Annotated in this window: 16 protein-coding genes; 6 read left to right on the top strand and 10 right to left on the bottom strand. The window is 74.6% G+C overall.

The genetic code is table 11. The features are described 5' to 3' along the window. Positions 1-5 precede the first annotated feature (5 nt). Positions 6-1,430, bottom strand: coding sequence for a GH39 family glycosyl hydrolase (locus ACOBQU_RS30895; RefSeq protein WP_423631595.1), 1,425 nt, complete (start codon positions 1,428-1,430; stop codon positions 6-8). A gap of 154 nt (positions 1,431-1,584) precedes the next feature. Here ACOBQU_RS30895 and ACOBQU_RS30890 point away from each other — a divergent pair, with 154 nt between their 5' ends. Then, positions 1,585-2,673, top strand: a complete 1,089-nt coding sequence (locus ACOBQU_RS30890) for a DUF5925 domain-containing protein (RefSeq protein WP_423631594.1) — start codon at positions 1,585-1,587, stop codon at positions 2,671-2,673. Between the two features lie 244 nt (positions 2,674-2,917). Here ACOBQU_RS30890 and ACOBQU_RS30885 read toward each other — a convergent pair whose 3' ends face one another. Then, positions 2,918-3,298, bottom strand: coding sequence for a GntR family transcriptional regulator (locus ACOBQU_RS30885; RefSeq protein WP_423631592.1), 381 nt, complete (start codon positions 3,296-3,298; stop codon positions 2,918-2,920). A 69-nt stretch (positions 3,299-3,367) separates the two neighbouring features. On the opposite strand from ACOBQU_RS30885, the gene ACOBQU_RS30880 reads away from it, so the two are divergent. Both ACOBQU_RS30880 and ACOBQU_RS30875 read left to right on the top strand, forming a co-directional pair. Then, positions 3,368-4,300, top strand: coding sequence for a GNAT family N-acetyltransferase (locus tag ACOBQU_RS30880; protein ID WP_423631590.1), 933 nt, complete (start codon positions 3,368-3,370; stop codon positions 4,298-4,300). Further along, on the top strand, positions 4,281-4,772 hold the full coding sequence (locus ACOBQU_RS30875; RefSeq protein ID WP_423631588.1) for a DUF402 domain-containing protein: 492 nt from the start codon (positions 4,281-4,283) through the stop codon (positions 4,770-4,772). Before ACOBQU_RS30880 ends, ACOBQU_RS30875 begins: the two co-directional genes overlap by 20 nt. An 18-nt stretch (positions 4,773-4,790) precedes the next feature. Here ACOBQU_RS30875 and ACOBQU_RS30870 read toward each other — a convergent pair whose 3' ends face one another. After that, entirely contained in the window at positions 4,791-6,374 is a 1,584-nt protein-coding gene (locus ACOBQU_RS30870) for a trifunctional class I SAM-dependent methyltransferase/NUDIX hydrolase/VOC family protein (RefSeq protein ID WP_423631586.1), read from the bottom strand. A gap of 129 nt (positions 6,375-6,503) precedes the next feature. Here ACOBQU_RS30870 and ACOBQU_RS30865 point away from each other — a divergent pair, with 129 nt between their 5' ends. Beyond that, a complete protein-coding gene (locus ACOBQU_RS30865; RefSeq protein WP_423631584.1) occupies positions 6,504-6,656 on the top strand; it encodes a hypothetical protein in 153 nt (50 codons plus the stop codon). Between the two features lie 46 nt (positions 6,657-6,702). On the opposite strand, the gene ACOBQU_RS30860 is transcribed toward ACOBQU_RS30865, so the two are convergent. Genes ACOBQU_RS30860 through ACOBQU_RS30845 form a run of 4 tightly spaced genes read right to left on the bottom strand, consistent with a single transcriptional unit; the run spans position 6,703 to position 10,208 of the window. Then, positions 6,703-7,170: a GNAT family N-acetyltransferase gene (locus ACOBQU_RS30860; RefSeq protein WP_423631582.1), complete on the bottom strand. Its 468-nt coding sequence runs from the start codon at positions 7,168-7,170 to the stop codon at positions 6,703-6,705. Further along, entirely contained in the window at positions 7,167-8,675 is a 1,509-nt protein-coding gene (locus ACOBQU_RS30855) for a tripartite tricarboxylate transporter permease (protein ID WP_423631580.1), read from the bottom strand. Before ACOBQU_RS30855 ends, ACOBQU_RS30860 begins: the two co-directional genes overlap by 4 nt. Before the next feature lies 1 nt (position 8,676). Continuing rightward, positions 8,677-9,210: a tripartite tricarboxylate transporter TctB family protein gene (locus ACOBQU_RS30850; protein ID WP_423631578.1), complete on the bottom strand. Its 534-nt coding sequence runs from the start codon at positions 9,208-9,210 to the stop codon at positions 8,677-8,679. Continuing rightward, positions 9,207-10,208, bottom strand: coding sequence for a Bug family tripartite tricarboxylate transporter substrate binding protein (locus ACOBQU_RS30845; protein ID WP_423631576.1), 1,002 nt, complete (start codon positions 10,206-10,208; stop codon positions 9,207-9,209). The genes ACOBQU_RS30850 and ACOBQU_RS30845 overlap by 4 nt, the downstream gene beginning before the upstream one ends. 169 nt (positions 10,209-10,377) lie before the next feature. Between ACOBQU_RS30845 and ACOBQU_RS30840 the strand changes: the two genes are divergently transcribed. Next, positions 10,378-11,064 (top strand): response regulator, encoded by a 687-nt coding sequence (locus tag ACOBQU_RS30840; protein ID WP_423631574.1) that lies wholly within the window; start codon positions 10,378-10,380, stop codon positions 11,062-11,064. Between the two features lie 368 nt (positions 11,065-11,432). Continuing rightward, positions 11,433-12,371, top strand: coding sequence for a lytic polysaccharide monooxygenase auxiliary activity family 9 protein (locus tag ACOBQU_RS30835; RefSeq protein ID WP_423631572.1), 939 nt, complete (start codon positions 11,433-11,435; stop codon positions 12,369-12,371). A 13-nt stretch (positions 12,372-12,384) separates the two neighbouring features. Here the strand turns inward: ACOBQU_RS30835 and ACOBQU_RS30830 are convergent, their stop codons facing one another. The 3 genes from ACOBQU_RS30830 to ACOBQU_RS30820 all read right to left on the bottom strand — a co-directional run bounded on the left by ACOBQU_RS30830 (position 12,385) and on the right by ACOBQU_RS30820 (position 17,808). Beyond that, entirely contained in the window at positions 12,385-13,053 is a 669-nt protein-coding gene (locus tag ACOBQU_RS30830; protein WP_423631570.1) for a pentapeptide repeat-containing protein, read from the bottom strand. Positions 13,054-13,387: 334 nt separating this feature from the next. Next, entirely contained in the window at positions 13,388-14,365 is a 978-nt protein-coding gene (locus ACOBQU_RS30825) for a DNA polymerase Y family protein (protein ID WP_423631569.1), read from the bottom strand. Beyond that, positions 14,362-17,808: a DNA polymerase III subunit alpha gene (locus ACOBQU_RS30820; protein WP_423631567.1), complete on the bottom strand. Its 3,447-nt coding sequence runs from the start codon at positions 17,806-17,808 to the stop codon at positions 14,362-14,364. The genes ACOBQU_RS30825 and ACOBQU_RS30820 overlap by 4 nt, the downstream gene beginning before the upstream one ends. Between the last annotated feature and the right edge of the window lie 57 nt (positions 17,809-17,865).

Here is a 17,865-nt window from a genome sequence, read left to right as displayed (position 1 = left end):
GGTGGCTAGCGCTTGAGCCACTTCACCTCGTACGCGCCCAGGTCGTACCGCCCGCCGTCGACCTCCGCGCTGATGGTCCGGTCGGTGACGTTCACGACGAGGACGGCCTCGTCGTCGGCGAGGACCCGCACGTTCGGTACGTCGCCGGGGCCGACGGACACCTTCTCGTACCGCGTGCCGGGCGGGAAGGCCTCCGCGAACCGGGCGAGCAGGCGCAGTATCGGCAGCTCGCGGCCGCCGTCGGGCAGGTGCGTGGAGCTCCACAGGCAGCCCGCGCAGGCCCCGTCGCGCCGCTGCGGGTTCCAGTAGAAGCCGCTGGTGGCGCCGCCCCTGGCCATCGCGATGAGGCTGGTGGCGTGCACGGCGACGCGGTGCGGCTCGGGCCACGCGTCGCGGTTGTCCCGGTCGTCGGCGGGCTCCACGTAGTACTCGGCCCACCACAGCGGGAGGCCCCCGGTGCGCTCGCGCAGCCAGCGGCCGACGGCGGTGAACTTGTCGGCGGCCCGGAACTCGTCGGGCAGCAGCTCGTCGTCCTTGGTGTAGCTGGCGCCGTCGACGACCACGAAGTCGGCGCCCGCCTTGTGCTCGTTCCAGTAGTCGAAGGCGTCGACCGCGCCCTGGTCGAGGCTGCCCCAGGGGCCCTTGACCTCCTCGGAGGCGCCGTCGCCCTGGCGGGGGCGGACGCTGTCCATGATGACGTAGGGCCCGCCGACCATGATGTCCTTGTCGACCCGCTTCAGCGCCCGGTAGACCTTGTTGTAGAGCGCGGTGTAGCCCTCGTAGTCCCAGCGGCGCTCCGTGCTGTTCCAGAAGCCCTTCATCTCGTTCCACACGACGAAGTGGCGGACGTCCGGATAGCGCTTGGCGACGGTCGCGGCGAGCGCGGCGAAGTCGTCGTAGTGCTCGGGCTCGGGGGCGGTCTCCAGGGAGGCCTTGCTCCAGTCGGTGTTCTCGGCGCCGGGCTCGCCGCCTTTCATCCAGTCGGGGGCGCAGCACAGCGTGAGCACGGGCGTGCCGCGGGTGGCGCGGACGAAGTCGACGCGGCGGTCCAGGTCCGCGAAGTCGTACCGCCCCCGCGCGGGTTCCGGGTTGCCCGCGCCCCAGCCCATGAGGTGCTGGATCTGCGGCAGCGGGCGGCGCTGGCCCTTCAGGAGCTTCTCGGCGCGGCCGACGGCGGCGTCCTCGCCCTGGTCCGCGCTGTGCTGGGTGTGGGTGAAGCCCCAGCCGACCTCCGCCGCCCGCCGCCCCGGCGGGTCCGCGGGCGTGCCGTGCACCCGGTCGCCGTTCCGGCTCGGGCCCGCCGTGCCGTCCCGGTCCTTCCCGGGCATGGTCAGGACGGTGAGGACCAGGGCGACGGCGACCACACCCACGCCGAGCAGGGCGGCGACCCGCCACCGCCGCGCGTCGGAGCTCCACCCATGACGTCGCATCACCGGCAAGCGTAGCCACGGCGATTAGCGGTAGGGCGCATTCCGTACGAGTGTCCGGGAACGGCCGAAACCCTCGGCCGGTGGCCGCGCCACGCGGTTGCCGACTGCGGAAACAGGGGTGCACGGGGGCATGTGCGTGCCGGATCATGGCGGCATGTCTGCGAACCCCCAGGACGCCCTGCCGATCCGGCTCACCGTCGACGACAGCGACTCCCCCACGGACGTCGTCGACGCGCTGTTCCTCGGCCGCTTCGCGACGGGCGAGCAGCCGTACGCGCACAGCGTCAACATCGACCGCGTCAGGTCGGGCGCGACGCTGCTGCCGCCCGGCGCGAGCGTGCTGCGGGCGGCCCGCGACGACGACCGCAGCGCGACGCTCGCCGAGGGCGAGGGCTGGACGGTGCTCGTCTCCCGCTGGAGCCGCGGCGCCGACGTCACCGTCACCGCGACCTCCGCCGAGCTCGCCGAGTCCGTCGTCAAGCAGGCCACGGACGGCGCGCAGGACGACCCGGAGCCCCAGCCGGAGAACGTGTCCATGGGGTTCTGGTACGTGTCGCCGCGGCGCGGCCCGTACCGCACGACGCGGCAGATCTCCGCGGGTACGTGGGCGGAGGTGCGGGGCAACTACACGGCGCCGGTCGCCGACGCCATGGACAAGCTGATGAAGACCACGCCCGAGGACATCTCCGGGCGGCTGCTGCTCCTGCACGGGCCGCCCGGCACGGGCAAGACGTCCGCGCTGCGCACGCTCGCGCGGTCCTGGCGCGACTGGTGCCAGGTCGACTGCGTGCTCGACCCGGAGCGGCTGTTCACCGACGTCGGCTATCTGATGGACATCGCCATCGGCGAGGACGACGGCTCGGCGAAGGGCCGCTGGCGGCTGCTGCTCCTGGAGGACTGCGACGAACTGATCCGCGGCGAGGCCAAGCACACGGCGGGGCAGGCCCTCTCGCGCCTGCTCAACCTGACGGACGGGCTGCTCGGGCAGGGCCGCAACGTCCTCGTCGGCGTCACCACCAACGAGGACCTGGAGAAGCTGCACCCCGCCGTGGTGCGGCCCGGGCGCTGTCTGGCGCGGATCGAGGTGGGGCCGCTGACGCGCGCGGAGTCGGTGAACTGGCTGGGGACGAGCACGGGGGTGCCCCGGGGCGGGGCGACGCTGGCGGAGCTGTACGCCTTGCGGCGGGGCTCGTCTCCGGCGGCGGTGCCGTCGTCCCGGGACGGGGCCGGGCTCTATCTCTAGCGGTCGGCGCCTTCCGCCGCTGGCGCGGCGGGTGTCTCTCCCACCCGCCCGCCCGTCGCCCTCTCGGGCCCGGGGACCGCCCCTGGTGAGGGCTCATCGCCGTCGGCGGGTGCGGGGGATTCTTCCCCGCCCGCCCGTTGCCGCCCCGCGTGAGGGGGGCGCCCCTCGTGGGGGCTCGTCGCCGTCGGCGGGTGCGGGAGCGTGTGGGTGGGTGGTGCCGTCGCGGTAGTGGCGGGGCGGGGGGCTAGGGGGTGGTGTAGGTGGCGCGGAGGGCTTCCTCGGCCGTTGCCTGGGCGGCGGCCTGGGTGAGGCCCAGGCGGTGGACGCGTTCCGCGTAGGCGCGCGCCGCCGCGGCGGCGGCCTTGGCCGTCGCGTCGCCCGCGGCGGCGACGAACGTGCCGTTGCGGCCCCGCGTCTCGATCACCCCGTCCTCCTCAAGTGCCCGGTACGCCTTGGCGACGGTGTTCGCGGCCAGGCCCAGGGTCTCGGCGAGCCCGCGCACGGTGGGCAGTTTGTGGCCCACGGGCAGCGCCCCGCTCCGGGCCTGCTCGGCGATCCGCGCGCGCACCTGTTCGTACGGCGCCGCCGTACCCGCGCCTTCCTCGATGACGATCTTCAGAGTCACCCGCTGATTGTCCCGCACGAACGGAAAATGGGAGGCACGTCGCGCGGTCCCGCGCGTACCGTCCGGCGCATGACAGAGCTCCTGGTCCGCGCCGTGCGCCCCGGCGACGCGGCGGACGCCACCGCGTTCGCCGCGATCCGCCGCGCCTGCCTGCCCGCCCTCCTGACGAACGCCGCCGCCGTGCTGTTCGAAGCGGAGCACGCCCATCCCGAGGCCCACTACCTCCAGTTGCTCGCGGAGGCCGACGGCACCCCGATCGGCACGGGCCAGGTCGGCGTCGCGTACGACAGCCCGGAGCCCGGACAGGGCTTCGCCAACGTCTACGTCCTGCCGGAGCACCGGGGCCGCGGCGCGGGCTCGCTGCTGCTGCGCACGGCCGAGGAGCACCTGGCCGCGCACGGCGCCGGCACCGTGTTCTCCTGGGCGCTCGAAGGGCCGCGGAACCGGGCGTTCGCCGAGCGGCGCGGCTACCGCGCGAGCCGGTCGGCGCACTTCCTGCGCCTGGACCTGGCGGCGGGCGAGTTGCCGCCGCTGGACGCGCCGCCGCCGGGCGTGGAGCTGCGCACCGCCGCGGACTTCGCCGCGGACCCGCGCCTGTTGTTCCGCCTGGACGCCGAGACGACCGCGGACGAGCCCGGCGACGTCGCCGCGGACCTCCAGGACTACGAGCAGTGGCTCATGGACACCTGGAACCACCCGATGCTGGACCGCGCGCTGACGGTCGTCGCCGTGGTGGACGGCCGCCCGGCGGCGTTCACCGCGGCCCGCACCGACGGCGCGGGCCGCTATCTGAGCGGCATGACCGGCACGGCCCGCGCCCACCGCGGCCGCGGCCTGGCCACGCTCGTCAAGACCGCGTCACTGCACCGTGCGCGCGCCGCCGGGTGCACGGAGGCGTTCACGGGCAACGACGCGGACAACGCTCCGATGCTCGCCGTCAACAAGCGGCTCGGCTACGAGATCTGCGACACGGAGGTCCGCCATGTCCGCGCCCTCGGCTGAGGCCGCGCCCCGGGACGTGGAGGTGGTGCTGCGCAAGGCGGGGCGCACCAAGCTCCGCTATCCGGCGCGGCTGGTGGCGGACGACGGCAGCCGGGTCACGGTCCGCGCGCCCTGGGCGGGCGCGGGCGTGCGGGACTTCGGCTTCGTGCGCTTCGAGCCGGGTGACGTCTTCGTGGAGCACTACTGGCGGGACCGCTGGTACGCGGTCAAGGAGGTGTACGCGGCGGACGGCTCCCTCAAGGGCTGGTACTGCGACGTCACCCGGCCCGTGATCCGCGACGGCGCCGTGCTCACCTCCGAGGACCTGGACCTCGACCTGTGGTGCTCGGCCGACCGCACGCGGATCGTCCGCCTGGACGAGGACGAGTTCGAGGCCAGCGGCCTGCCCGTGTCCGACCCGGCCGCGGCCGAGGCGGCCCGGGCCGCCCTGGACGACCTGGAGCGCCTGGCCCGGCGGGGCCGTCTCGTCTGACGCGCGCGCAGCCCGCCGTCAGTCCCACGCCACCAGCTCCACCTCGTACCCCTGGCCGTCCTCCAGGTACGCGGCGCGGTGGGCCGCTCCCCCGGCGTACGGATAGCGGTCCGCGAACAGCGGGGTCCAGCCGTGCGCCGGGGCGAGTGCCACGAGGCGGTCGAGCGCCGTCCGGCCGCCGACGTGGAAGGCCAGGTGGTTCAGGCCCGGGGCGCGCCGGTCGTGCGGGCCGGGGCGCAGGTCGGACGACTGCTCCAGGACGACGTAGGCGTCGCCGCGCCGCCAGCTGCGGCCCCGCTCCCAGACCTGGTCCCGCGCGTAGCCGAGCGCGCCGAGCAGCCAGCCCCAGGCGGGCTCGGCCGCCGCCAGGTCGGGTACCCACAGCTCGACGTGGTGCAGCGCTCCCGCCCGCGACGGGGCGAGCGCGGCGGTGCGGTCGGGGCCCGTCGGCTCGTACGCCACCGCGTCCCCGTCGCGCTGCCAGTGCACGGCGAAGGGCTCGCCCCGGTGCCAGGCGTCGAGGCCCGCGCGGCAGTAGGCGACCATGTCGTCCGGCAGGGCTCGGACGGGGTGCCAGGCCAGCTCGGCGCACTTGTGCGGCTCCGCGTTGCGCGGTGTGCCGCCCGCGCCGTGCGGGGCTTCGAAGAACCAGCCCGTGCGGGGGTGTCCGCCGGGGCCGCGGTGCTGCATGACGAGGGCGGCGCGCAGGTCGCCGGGCGCGAGGGCGAGGCCCAGTTCCTCGCGGGCCTCGCGGATCATCGCGGTGCGGACGTCCTCGCCGTCCTCGACGTGGCCGGAGGGCAGGTGCAGCAGGCCGTCCGCGTAGCCGGTGCCCGCCCGGCGGGTGAGGAGGACGTCGTCGCCTCTGCGCAGGATCAGGTGGACGTCGACGACCTCCGTGTGCCGCGCGGCCGCCGCGGTGACGCCCACCAGCGCGTACCGCTCGTCGTCCACGGGGCGGCCCCAGAGCCGGGCGTCGGCGGAGAGCCGCTCGCTGTGCGTCCGGGCGACGAGCGGGGCGAGCGCCGCCGTGACGCGGGCGGCGGGCAGGCCCGTTGGGCTGGCCTCGCCCCACACCCCTTCGACGAGGACGAGGCGCCCGCCGGGCCGCAGCAGGGAGCACCAGTGCCGCAGCGCCGCATCCGGGTCGGGCAGCAGCCACAGCACGTGCCGCGCGAGGACCGCGTCGAACCGGCGCTCCCCCACCGGGGGCCGCGCCGCGTCGCCCACCAGGACCCGCGCTCGGTGCCCGGCGAGCTTGGCGCGGGCCCGCGCGGCCATGGCCGGGGACTGGTCGAGGGCGGTGACGCGGTGGCCCTGCTCGGCGGCGAGCAGGGCCAGGCCGCCCGTGCCGCAGCCGACGTCGAGAATGTCGCCGGGCACGTCCGGCAGCCAGTCGGCGAGGCGGTCCGCCCAGGCCCGGCGCACCGCCGGGTCCCGCAGGCCGTGGTCGGGCGCGTCGTCGAAGGCGGCGGCCCGCGCGTCCCAGTCGATCCCGCCGCGTACGGCGCCCCCTTCGCGTACGGCACCCCCGTCGTCGTACGCCGCGCCCTCGTCGTACGCCATGTCCGCGCCCTCGCCCTCGCCCTCGCCGATCGTCATGAGCCGATCGTGGCATCCGGCACTGACAGTCGGCCCGGCGATGAGGCTCGCCGTGCCCGGCCGTCCGTATCCGTGTCGCCGGGGTCTTCGATGGGTACGGCATGACCACTGGTAGGCAGGGAGGCCGTCATGCGCCGAGTGACCGTGCACAAGCCCGTCGTGAAGTCCGCCGTCCGCCGGGTGCGGGAGGGCCGGGAGGTCCGGGAGGTGGAGGAGCGCGCTCCACGGGAGCGGCCCGAGGTCCGCACGGACGTGCTGCGCACCTGGTGGCCCGTCGACTGAGCGTGGGGCCCGGCCGGAGGAACCGGCCGGGCCCCACGCTCAGTCGTCACAGCCGCTTGCGGTAGTGGAAGCGGTCGTAGACGCCCTCGATGCGCCGCTCCACGAACTCGTAGCCGAAGCGGGGGTAGATCTTCTGGTTCTCCCACATCATCGCGTTGGTGTAGAGCCGGATCTCGGGGAGTTCGAGGGCGCGCGCGTGGTCCTCGACGAACTCCAGGAGGCGGCGGCCGAGGCCGGTGCCCTTGGTGTCGGGGCGGACGGCGATGTTGTCCAGGTACAGATGGTCCTCGCGGGCGTGGACGCAGACCAGGCCGACGACCGGCTCCCCCGTGACGTACACCCTGCCCGCCGCCACGTCGGCCGCGTGGTCCGCCTCCATGGGGGCGGGCACGCGGCCGATGCGCTCGATGTAGTGGCGGTAGGCGGCGTCGGTGACCTCCTTGACGGCGGGCACGTCGGCGGCGGTGGCGAGGCGGATGGCGGTGGGCCCGCCCGTGGTGGTCTGGTCGCTCATTCCCTCACCGTACGGCGGGGGTTCAGCGGGCCGCGCGTGAGTTTCCACAGCAGCGGCCAGCCGAGGATGAGGGCGATCAGGACGTACACCGTCACGGAGAACGGCGTGTCGACCAGGCCGCGGGCGCTGCCGTCGCTGATCTGGAGGGAGCGGCGCAGCTGGAGTTCGGCGTTGGGGCCGAGGATGACGCCGATGACGGCGGGCAGCACGGGCAGCCCGTAGCGCCGCATGCCGAAGCCGATCAGGCCGATGACGAGCAGGATGACGAGGTCGAGGGCCTCGCCGCCGACGGCGTACGCGCCGACCGCGGCGAAGAAGAGGATGCCCGCGTAGAGGTAGGGGCGCGGGATGCGCAGGAGCTTCGCCCACACGGGCGCCAGCGGCAGGTTGAGGGCGAGCAGCAGCACCATGCCGACGAACAGGGACGCGATCAGGCCCCACACCAGCTCGGCTTCGCGTTCGAAGAGCAGCGGGCCGGGCTGGATGCCGTAGCTCTGGAAGGCGGCGAGCATCACGGCGGCGACGGCGGTCGTGGGCAGGCCGAGGGTGAGCATGGAGACGAGGGTGCCCGCGGCGGACGCGGAGGAGGCGGACTCGGGGCCCGCGACGCCCTCGATGGCGCCCTTGCCCCACTCGTCCTTGTGCTTCGACAGGCGCTTCTCAGTGACGTACGACAGGAAGGTGGGGATCTCGGCGCCGCCCGCGGGGATCGCGCCGAACGGGAAGCCGATGAGGGGGCCGCGCAGCCAGGACTTCCAGGTGCGCCTGACGTCCTGCCTGCCGAGCCAGGGGCGGCCGACGGGGATCGGGGCGGCGGCGGTGCGGCGCAGGTAGGCCGCCACCCACAGGGCCTCGCCGATGGCGAAGAGGCCCACGGCGACGATCACCACGTCGATGCCGTCGGCGAGTTGGAGGGAGCCGAAGGTCAGGCGCTGCTGGCCGGTCATCTGGTCGAGGCCGACCAGGCCGAGGGTGAGGCCGATGAGGAGGGAGGCCAGCCCGCGGACGCGCGAGGAGCCGAGCACCGAGGTGACCGCGATGAAGGCGAGCACCATGAGGGCGAAGTAGTCGGGCGCGCCGATGTCGACGGCGAGGTCGGCGACCTTCGGGGCGAGCGCGACGAGCAGGGCCGTGCCGATCACGCCGCCCGCGAAGTGGCCGATGGCGGCCGCCGCGAGGGCCTGGGCGCCGCGGCCGGACTTGGCCATGGGGTTGCCCTCCAGGGCGGCGACGACGGCGGCGCTCTCACCGGGCGTGTTGAGCAGGATCGAGGTGGTCGACCCGCCGAACATCGCCCCGTAGTAGATGCCCGCGAACATGATGAACGCGCCGGTGGGTTCGAGCCCGTACGTCACCGGGAGCAGCAGCGCCACGGCCATCGCGGGGCCGATGCCGGGCAGGACGCCGATGGCGGTGCCGAGGAGCACGCCGACGGCGGCCCACAGCAGGTTGACGGGGGTCAGGGCGGTGCCGAAGCCGTCCATGAGGGAGCTGAAGGCGTTCATGTCACAGCACTCCCATCAGGGGGCCGCCGGGCAGCGGGACCCCCAGCAGCCGGTCGAAGACGGCGTACGTGACCACGGACAGGACCGCGGCGATCAGCGGGTCGCGGTCGACGGCGCGGCTGCCGAGGGCGTAGGCGGCGCCCCAGAAGAGGAAGGCGCCCGCGACGGGGAAGCCGACGGGGTCGATGAGGGCGGCGGTGGCGAGGAAGACCCCGGCGAGCAGCAGCACGGTGCGCCAGTCGGCGGGCTCGGACAGGTCGACGTCCTCGCCGCCTTCGGCTTCGCCGCGGCCGCCGCGCAGCACGTCGACGGCGAGGAGTACGGCGATCAGGAGCAGTCCGCAGCCGACGGCGACGGGGGCGGTGCGGGGGCCGACGGGGCCGCGCTGGGTGAGGGCGAGGTCCATGGTGAGCGCGTCGGTGAGGACGACGGCGCCGAGCGCCAGCAGCAGGGCGCACACGCCGAGTTCGGAGTGCTCGCGCAGCCAGGCGCGGCGGCCGGTGGTCTCCTTGGCGGGGGGTTCGGCGGCGGTCACAGGCCCAGCTCCTTCAGGACGGACACGACGCGGCGGTCCTGGGCGTCGAGGAAGTCGCCGAACTCCTCGCCGGTGAGGAAGGCGTCGTCCCAGCCGTTCTTCTTCAGGGAGGCGCGCCACTCCTTGGAGCGGTGCAGCTCGCGGATCAGGGCGGTGAGCTTGTCGCGTTCGGCGTAGGTGAGGCCGGGCGGGGCGACGATGCCGCGCCAGTTGGTGAAGTCCACGTCGTAGCCGGACTCCTTGAGGGTGGGGGCGTCCAGGCCCCTGACCCGCTTCGGTCCGGTGACGGCGAGCAGCCGCAGCTCTCCGGACCTGATCTGGTCCAGGTACTCGCCGACGCCCGACACGCCGAAGGCGACCTTGTCGCCGAGGATCGAGGCGAGGAGTTCGCCGCCGCCGTCGAACGGCACGTAGTTGATGTCCTTCGGGGGGATCCCGGCGGCGCGCGCCATCAGCATGGGCGCGATGTGGTCGGGCCCGCCGGGCGACGAGCCGCCGCCGACGGGCATCTTGCCCGGCCGCTCCTTCCAGGCCTCGATCAGCTCGCCGATGGTGTCGTACGGCGATCCCTTCGACACCACGACGACGCCCTGCTCCTCGGTGAGGCGGGCGATCGGGGTGGTGTCGGCGAGGGTCCTGGGGGCGTGGTTGGAGCGGGCGGCGCCGACGACGCCTAGGCCCATGGACATGGCGAGCCTGCCGTTGCCGTGCTCCGCGACGAGGCGGCTGAGACCGACGGTGCCGCCCGCGCCGGGCAGGTTGAACACCTCGATGTTGTGGGCGAGTCCGGCGTCCTCGGCGTTCTTCGCGGCGGTGCGGGCGGTGATGTCGTAGCCGCCGCCGGGGGTGTTGGGGACCATGAAGCGCAGGCCGGGGATGCGGGTGCCGGTGTCGTCGCCGTCGCCGGGGGTGAGCAGCGGGGGTGCGAGGAGTACGAGGAGGGCGGCGCCGCACAGGGCCAGGGGGGCGCGCAGGCGCCTGGGGGGACGTAGTCGCACGGGTGCCACCACCTGTCTGGCCGTCCGGCCGGTCCGCTTACGTGTGTGAGGTGGCCCACATGTTGCCCACGCGTGAAGAAGCTGTCTCGCTTCCGGAACCAACGGACGTTGTGGTCGTTGTGGTCGCGCCCCTACCCTGCGGCGACGACGAGGGGCGAGGGGGCGGGCGATGACGAAGGTGCTGGTCGTCGACGACGACTTCATGGTCGCCAAGCTGCACAGCCGGTATGTGGCCACGGTGGACGGCTTCTCGGTGGCGGGCGTGGCGCACAGCGGCGTGGATGCCCTGCGGGCGGCGGAGCGGTTCCGGCCCGACCTGGTGCTCCTGGACGTGTACCTGCCGGACATGGACGGGCTCGCGGTGCTGCGGGAGCTACGGGCCGCCGAGGGGCGGGATCCGGGGCGGGTGCCGGTGGACGTCCTGTTCATCACGGCGGCGCGGGACGCCGAGGTCGTCCGCGCCGCGCTGCGCGCCGGGGCGCTGCACTATCTGATCAAGCCGTTCAACCAGGCGGCGCTGCGGGAGCAGTTGCGGCACGTCGCGGCCCTGCGGGCGCGCCTCGACGGTCTCGCCGAGGCGCGGCAGGAGGACGTCGACCAGCTCTTCGGCACCCGCCCGCCCGGCTCCCGCGAACTCCCCAAGGGCCTCGCCCCGCACACCGCCGACCTGGTCGCCCACACCCTCCGCGCCCACCCCGACGGCCTCTCCGCCTCCGAGTGCGCCGAAGCGGGCCACCTGTCCCGCGTCAGCGCCCGCCGCTACCTGGAGTTCTTCGCGACGACGGGGCGGGCGGAGGTCACCCTGCGGTACGGCGGGGCGGGGCGACCTGAGCGGCGGTATCGGTGGGTGGGGTGAGCGTGGGCGCCGGGCATTGGGGCCGGGGGGCATCCCCGCGTAGGCGGGGACCGGGCGCTCGCTGACGCGGCATGTGCGCAGGTCGAGGGGTCAGCCCCGCGCGCGCGGGGACCACACGAGCCGACCAGGCACGTTAGCCCGGTGGCGGCTTCGGTTCGAGTTGTTTCGGGGACACGGGCGTTCCCCTCGGGCACCGAGGGTTCCTGAGACCCCGGTTAGGCGGCCCTTAACGGCGGCATAAGGATCACCAATTCGCGGTCTCCGCAGGCGAATTCAAGGGTGACGGGGGCTAGCTTGCTGATCACCGCGGGGCCCGGCGCAGCCGTACCGCCCTGCCTCCCCCGACCGTCTCCCGAGGAGAATTCCCCATGTCCGCTCGCCGCAAGGCCGTCGCCGTCACCGCCGCCACGGCTGGCATACCGCTCGTCCTGTCCGGCGTGGTCGCCGCGCCCGCGGCCGCGCACGGGTCGATGACCGACCCCGTCAGCCGCGTGGCCGCCTGTTTCCAGGAGGGCCCCGAGGCGCCGAGGTCGGCGGCCTGCAAGGCGCTCGTCCGGGCGGGCGGCACCCAGCCGCTGTACGACTGGAACGAGGTGAACATCGCCAACGCCGCGGGCAAGTCGCGGGAGATCATCCCGGACGGCAAGCTGTGCAGCGCGGGGAACGCCAAGTACAAGGGGCTCGACCTACCTCGTACCGACTGGCCGTCCACCAGGCTCCGCGCCGGGAAGCACACCTTCCGCTACCGGGCCACGGCCCCGCACAAGGGCACCTTCGAGCTGTACCTCACCAAGCCGTCGTACGATCCGGCCAAGCCCCTGAAGTGGTCGGACCTCCAGGCGCGTCCGTTCGCGAAGGTCACGGACCCGAAGCTGGTGAACGGTTCGTACGTGTTCAGCGGGAAGGTCCCGGCGAGGTCCGGGCGGCACCTGGTGTACTCCATCTGGCAGCGCTCGGATTCCCCGGAGGCGTTCTACACCTGCTCGGACGTGGTCTTCGGCGGGGGCGGCGGCGTCACGACCGCCGCCGCGCCGTCCGAGCGGGACATCGCCGACGGCGCGGACAGGTCCACGGTGGAGCACCACGGCCACGGCGACGTGAAGGGCGCCGCCGCCGACACCGGCAACCAGCCGGAGGCCAAGGGCGGCGCCGCGAAGCCGGTCTCGGCCAGCGGCGAGCGCCTCGCGGAGACCGGCGGTGACAGCGCGACGCCGTACGTGGCGGTCGGCGGCGCCGCGGTGCTCGCGGCCGGTGCCGCCACGCTCTTCATGGCCACGCGGCGGCGCGCGGCGGCCACCCGCCGCTAGCCGCCGGGCGGCGTCAGTCGTCCGTCACCTCGATGCCCAGTGTCAGCGCCAACGCCGGTGCCAGTTCGACCAGTTGCAGGCCGCTGATGGTCGCGCCGCGCAGCGCGTCGAAGCCGGAGGAGATGCCGAGGGCGGCGGCCCGGCTGAGGTCCGCCCGGTCGACGGTGACGTTGTCGAAGCGGACGCGCTCCAGTGTCGTACCGGGAAAGTCGACCCCCGCGAGGTGCGCGCCGCCGAAGTCGACGTCGCGCAGCAGGCAGTCCACGAAGGCGACGTCGCGCAGCTCGGTGGCGCGCAGGTTGACGGAGTCGAACTTGCAGTGGTGGAACACCACGCGCCGCAGCCGCGCGCCGTGCAGCTCCACCCCGGCGAGCAGCCCCGCGCCCGCCTCGGCGTCCGTCCACTGGGTCTCGGCGAGGTCGGCGCCCACCCAGCGGGTCTGGTGCGCCCAGACGTCGTTGAAGCGGGAGCGGCGATAGCGCCCGCCCTCGAAGGCCACCGAGGAGAAGGCGCACTCGATGAACACGGAGTCACCGCCGTCGAGGTCGACGAAGTCACCGCCGTCGAAGTGCACGGACTCGTGGTCGCCCTCGCGCTCCAGCTCTCCCGCGAACGCTTCGAGCCGGTGCGCGTACGGGAGGTCGGCGAGGTCGCGTGGGGCGGGGTGCGGGGTCGCGGGCATGGCCGGTCCTCTCGGAAGGGGGTGGGATGCCGTCGTTGTACCGCGCCGAGGCGGGGGCGGCCCAATCGGACAGCGCGGGAACCCCGCCGACGGCGCACGAGCCGCCGCGACGCGGCACCATCTCCCAACCCTTCGAAACCATCCCAAACCACCCAGGGTGGATGTGATGTGCGTCACCCTCAAGTGGCTGCCTTTCAGGGGAGAGAGGCCTCAACTCACCGGCGAGCAGGGTGAGTTGGCGTCAGAACGGCGCCCCCGCCAGCCCTCCGCGCCGCTTCTCCCAGAAGGATCCTGCGCTCAGCGCGCCCCACCCGCCCAACGCGCCCGCGCGAGATCACGCCGCCAACGCCCCCGGCACGATCGCCAGCGGCCCGAAGCGTGCCCGCGCCCGGTCCGCCACCGCCTCGATGCGGCGGGCCCGCTCGTCCGCGGGGTCGAAGGTGAGCTGGTGGGAGGCCTGTTCGGCGGGGCCGAGCCCCTCCGCGCGAAGGGCGATCGCGCGGACCCGGGCGCGCTGGAGGCCGAGCGCCTCGTACATGCCGTACGCCGTTCCGGTGAGCGCCGCCGAGTGGGCGGTCGGCTCCTTCAGGGTGCGGCTGCGGGTGGTCGCGGAGCGGTCGGCGTAGCGGACGGTGAGGGTCAGGGTGCGGCAGACCTTGTCGAGGGCGCGCAGCCGGGTGCCCAGCTCCTCGGCGGCCGAGAGCAGGGCGCGGCGGTGCCGGTCGGGGTCGATCTCGTCGCGCGGGAAGGCGCGCTCGGTGGCCAGGGAGCGGGAGACCGCGTTCGGGACGACCCGGCCGCGGTCGACGCCGTTCGCCTTCTCGCGCAGCTCGCGCCCGGCCCGCGCGCCGAGAAGGCGCTGGAGCGTGGACAGGGGCGCGGCGGCGACCCGGCCGAGGGTGTCGAGGCCGTACTCGCACAGGGTGCGGGCGGTCGCCGTACCGACGCCGGGCAGCGCGGCGACGGGCCGGTCGGCGAGGAAGTCCCGGACGGCTTCGGCGCCGCCTTCGGGCACCGCGCACACCGCGCCGGGCCGGGCGTCGCGCAGCGCCACGCGGGCCAGCATCGGCCCGGGACCGGCGCCGATCGCGCAGTCGACGCCGTGCAGCGCGAGCGCGCGCACCCGGATCACCGAGGCGAGTTCGGCGGCGCCGCGCCCGAAGTACCGCTCGGCGCCCCGCAGATCGGCGAGCGCCCCGTCCGGCGGCAGCGCCTCGACGACGGGGGTGAACTCCTCCAGGAGCCCGAGCAGGCCCGGCAGGGCCGCCTCGTACATCGGCGGCAGCTGGAAACGTACACAGAGGACAGTCATCCCGCACTCCCAGGACTCTGGTGCCACAACTTCCGTGTCTGTGAAGGCTCTTGCCCGGCGGGCCGCAGGTCGGCCCACGGGTGCATCGTGTAGCCGGTGGACAGCTGGATGCGGCGGCCTCCCGTCGGGTCCTCGGCCCCGGCCCGCGTCGAGGGCGCGGGTTCCGCGAGGCGTGCCGCCACCTCGTCGAGGCCGCCGTCGCGGCGCAGCTCCACCAGCTCCGCGAGGTTCCACGCCGCCGCACCGACGACGCTGAGGCTGCGCGGCCCGCGCCGCTGCACCACGCCGCGCACGAGCAGCAGCCAGGAGTGGAAGACGGTGTGCGCGCAGGCGTCGTGGGAGTCGTCGAAGAAGGCCAGGTCAACCAGGCCGGTGCCGTCGTCGAGGGTGGTGAAGATGACGCGCTTGCCGGAGCGGATCGGCGGGGTCTGGGTGGCGGCCTTGGCGCCCGCGACCAGGACGGTGTCGCCGTGCCGGGCCGCGCGCAGGCGGCGCGCGGAGGTGACGCCCAGCTCGTCGAGGAAGGCGCGGTGGTCGTCCATCAGGTTCCGCGAGGCGTCCATGGAGAGCACGCCGAGTTCGGCGCTCAGGCGCTCGGTGTCGTCGAGGTCGGGCAGGCCCGCGGAGGCGGTGTTCCGGCCGCCGGGCAGCGGCAGTTGGGGGCCGCCGCCGCGGTCGCCGCGCTGAAGCTCCGTCAGGTGCAGTCGCAGGTCGCGGCGGTTGGCGCCGAACGCGTCCAACGCCCCCACCTGGGCGAGCCGCTGGGCGAGCGGGCGGCTCGGCCGGGCCCGCTGCCAGAAGTCGAGCAGCGAGGCGTACGGCTGTCCGTCGGCGACGCGGGCCGCCTCGGCCTCGCTGATGCCGTGCACGTCGGACAGCGCGAGCCGCACGCCCCACCGGTCCGGAGAACCGGACACCAGTTCGATACGGTGGGCGACCGCGGACCGGTTCACGTCAAGCGGCAGGATCGGCACCCCGCGCCGCCGGGCGTCCGCGAGCAGCAGCCGCTTCGGGTACATCCCCGGGTCGTGGGTGAGCAGCCCCGCGTAGAAGGCCGCCGGGTGGTGGGCCTTGAGCCACGCGGACTGGTACGTGGGCACGGCGAAGGCCACGGCGTGCGCCTTGCAGAAGCCGTACGACCCGAAGGCCTCGACGATCTCCCAGGTCCGCCGGATCGTCTCGGCGCCGTACCCGCGCGCGGCGGCCGCCTGCGCGAACCACACCCGGATCCGCCCCTGCGAGCCGGGGTCGGACAGGCCGCGCCGCACCCGGTCGGCCTCGTCGCGCCCGCAGCCGGTCATGATGTCGACGATGTGGATGATCTGCTCGTGGAAGACGACGACGCCGTACGTCTCCTTGAGCGGCCCCTCCAGGTCGGGGTGCGGATAGCGGACGGGCGCGCGGCCGTGCCGGGCCTCGATGAAGGGCCGCACCATGTCGGCGGCGACGGGGCCGGGCCGGAACAGCGAGATGTCCACCACCAGGTCGTGGAAGGTCGCGGGCTGGAGGCGCCCCACCAGGTCGCGCTGGCCGGGTGACTCGATCTGGAAGCAGCCCAGGGTCTCGGCGGAGCGGATGAGCCGGTACGTCGCCTCGTCGCCCTCCGGGACCTGGCGCGGGTCGTCCAGGTCGATCCGCTCCCCCGTGGCCCGCTCGACCTCGGCGACGGCGTGCGCCATCGCCGACTGCATCCGCACGCCGAGTACGTCGAGCTTGAGCAGGCCGAGGTCCTCGACGTCCTCCTTGTCGAACTGGGACATGGGGAAGCCCTCGCCGCTGGTGGGCATGACGGGGGTGCGCTCCAGGAGGGAGGCGTCGGAGAGCAGCACGCCGCAGGGGTGCATGGCGACGCCGCGCGGCAGCGCGTCGAGGCCCTCGACCAGGTCCCACAGGCGGCCGTGCCGGTCCGCCTCGGCCGCGATGCCCTTCAGCTCGGGCAGCTCCGCCATCGCCGCGCGGGCGTCGCGGGCGCGGATGTGCGGGAAGGCCTTGGCGATCCGGTCGGTCTCGGCGGGGTCCAGGGACAGGGCGGCGCCGACGTCGCGGATCGCGTGCCGGACCCGGTAGGTCTCCGGCATGGCGACCGTCGCCACCCGCGCCTCGCCGAACCGGCCGATGATCGCGCGGTAGACCTCAAGGCGCCGCGCGGACTCCACGTCGATGTCGATGTCCGGCAGCACCCGGCGGCGCGTGGACAGGAACCGCTCCATGAGCAGCCCGTGCGCGAGGGGGTCGGCGGTCGCGATGCCAAGCAGGTGGTTGACCAGGGACCCGGCGCCGGAGCCGCGCGCGGCTACCCGGATGCCCAACTCCCGTACATCGTCCACGACCTGAGCGACCGTCAGGAAGTAGGATGCGTAGCCGTGGTGGGCGATGATGTCCAGCTCGTGGTGCATCCGCTCCCAGTACGCGCGCCCGTCGGCGCGCCTGTCGTAGCCGCGCAGTACCATGCCCGCCGCCGCCCGGGAGGCGAGGACGCGCTGCGCGGTGCGGCGGGCGGCGCCGACCAGGCCCGGCTCGGGGAAGCGCACGGAGCCGACGCCGAGGTCGTCCGCCGGGTCGACGACGCACTCGGCGGCGGTCGCCCGGGTCTGCTCCAGGAGGCGGTGCGCGACGTCGCGGCGGAATCCGGCGGCCTCGACGATCCGCTCGGCGGCGTCCCGCATGGCGGCCTCGCCCTTCAGCCAGCGCTCGCCGCTGTCGAGCCGCCCCTTCGGGTCGATGGGCACCAGGCGGCGGGAAGCGTCCAGGACGTCGGCGACGGGGCCCTGGCCCGGGTCGGCGTAGCGCACGGCGTTGGTCAGGACGGGGCGCAGGCGCTGCTCGGCGGCGAAGCCGACGGTGCGGGCGGCCAGGCGGAGCGAGCCGGGTCCGGTGCCGGTGCGGCCGTGCCAGACGGCTTCGAGCCGCAGCGCGTCGCCGTACCGCTCGCGCCAGGGGACGAGCAGCCTGGCGGCACGGTCGGGGCGCCCGGCGGCGAGCGCGCGGCCGACGTCGGACGCGGGGCCGAGCAGCACGGTCAGGCCGTCGCCGCGGCAGTCGTCCCAGGGCAGCACGGGCGGCCCGTCCGGGGCCCGGTGGGCGGCGCTGACCAGGCGGCACAGGTCCGCCCAGGCCGCCGCGCCGTCCCGGGCGAGGAAGGTCACGCGCGGGGTCGACTCGTCGATGAAGGCACCGCCGCGCACGGGGGCCCGGCGGCGGGCGCCGCGCTCCCCGGCGGGCTCGGGCGGGTCCACCGCGAGCTCCGCCCCGAACAGCGGCCGCACCCCCGCCTTCTCGCACGCCTTGGCGAAGCGGACCGCGCCCGCGAGGGTGTCCCGGTCGGTGAGCGCGAGCGCGTCCATGCCCCGCTCGGCGGCGCGCTCGGCGAGCCGCTCCGGGTGCGAGGCCCCGTACCTGAGGGAGAACCCGGAGGCGGTGTGCAGATGCGTGAACCCGGGCACACGCACCTCCTGAACCTTCCGCTTCCCGTCCCCCTCCTCCACCATAGACCAATTTCG

This window comes from Streptomyces sp. G45 (assembly GCF_049542095.1).
Taxonomy (GTDB): Bacteria; Actinomycetota; Actinomycetes; order Streptomycetales; family Streptomycetaceae; genus Streptomyces.
Note: the sequence above shows the minus strand (reverse complement) of the source record. Positions and strands in the feature narration are given on the sequence as shown.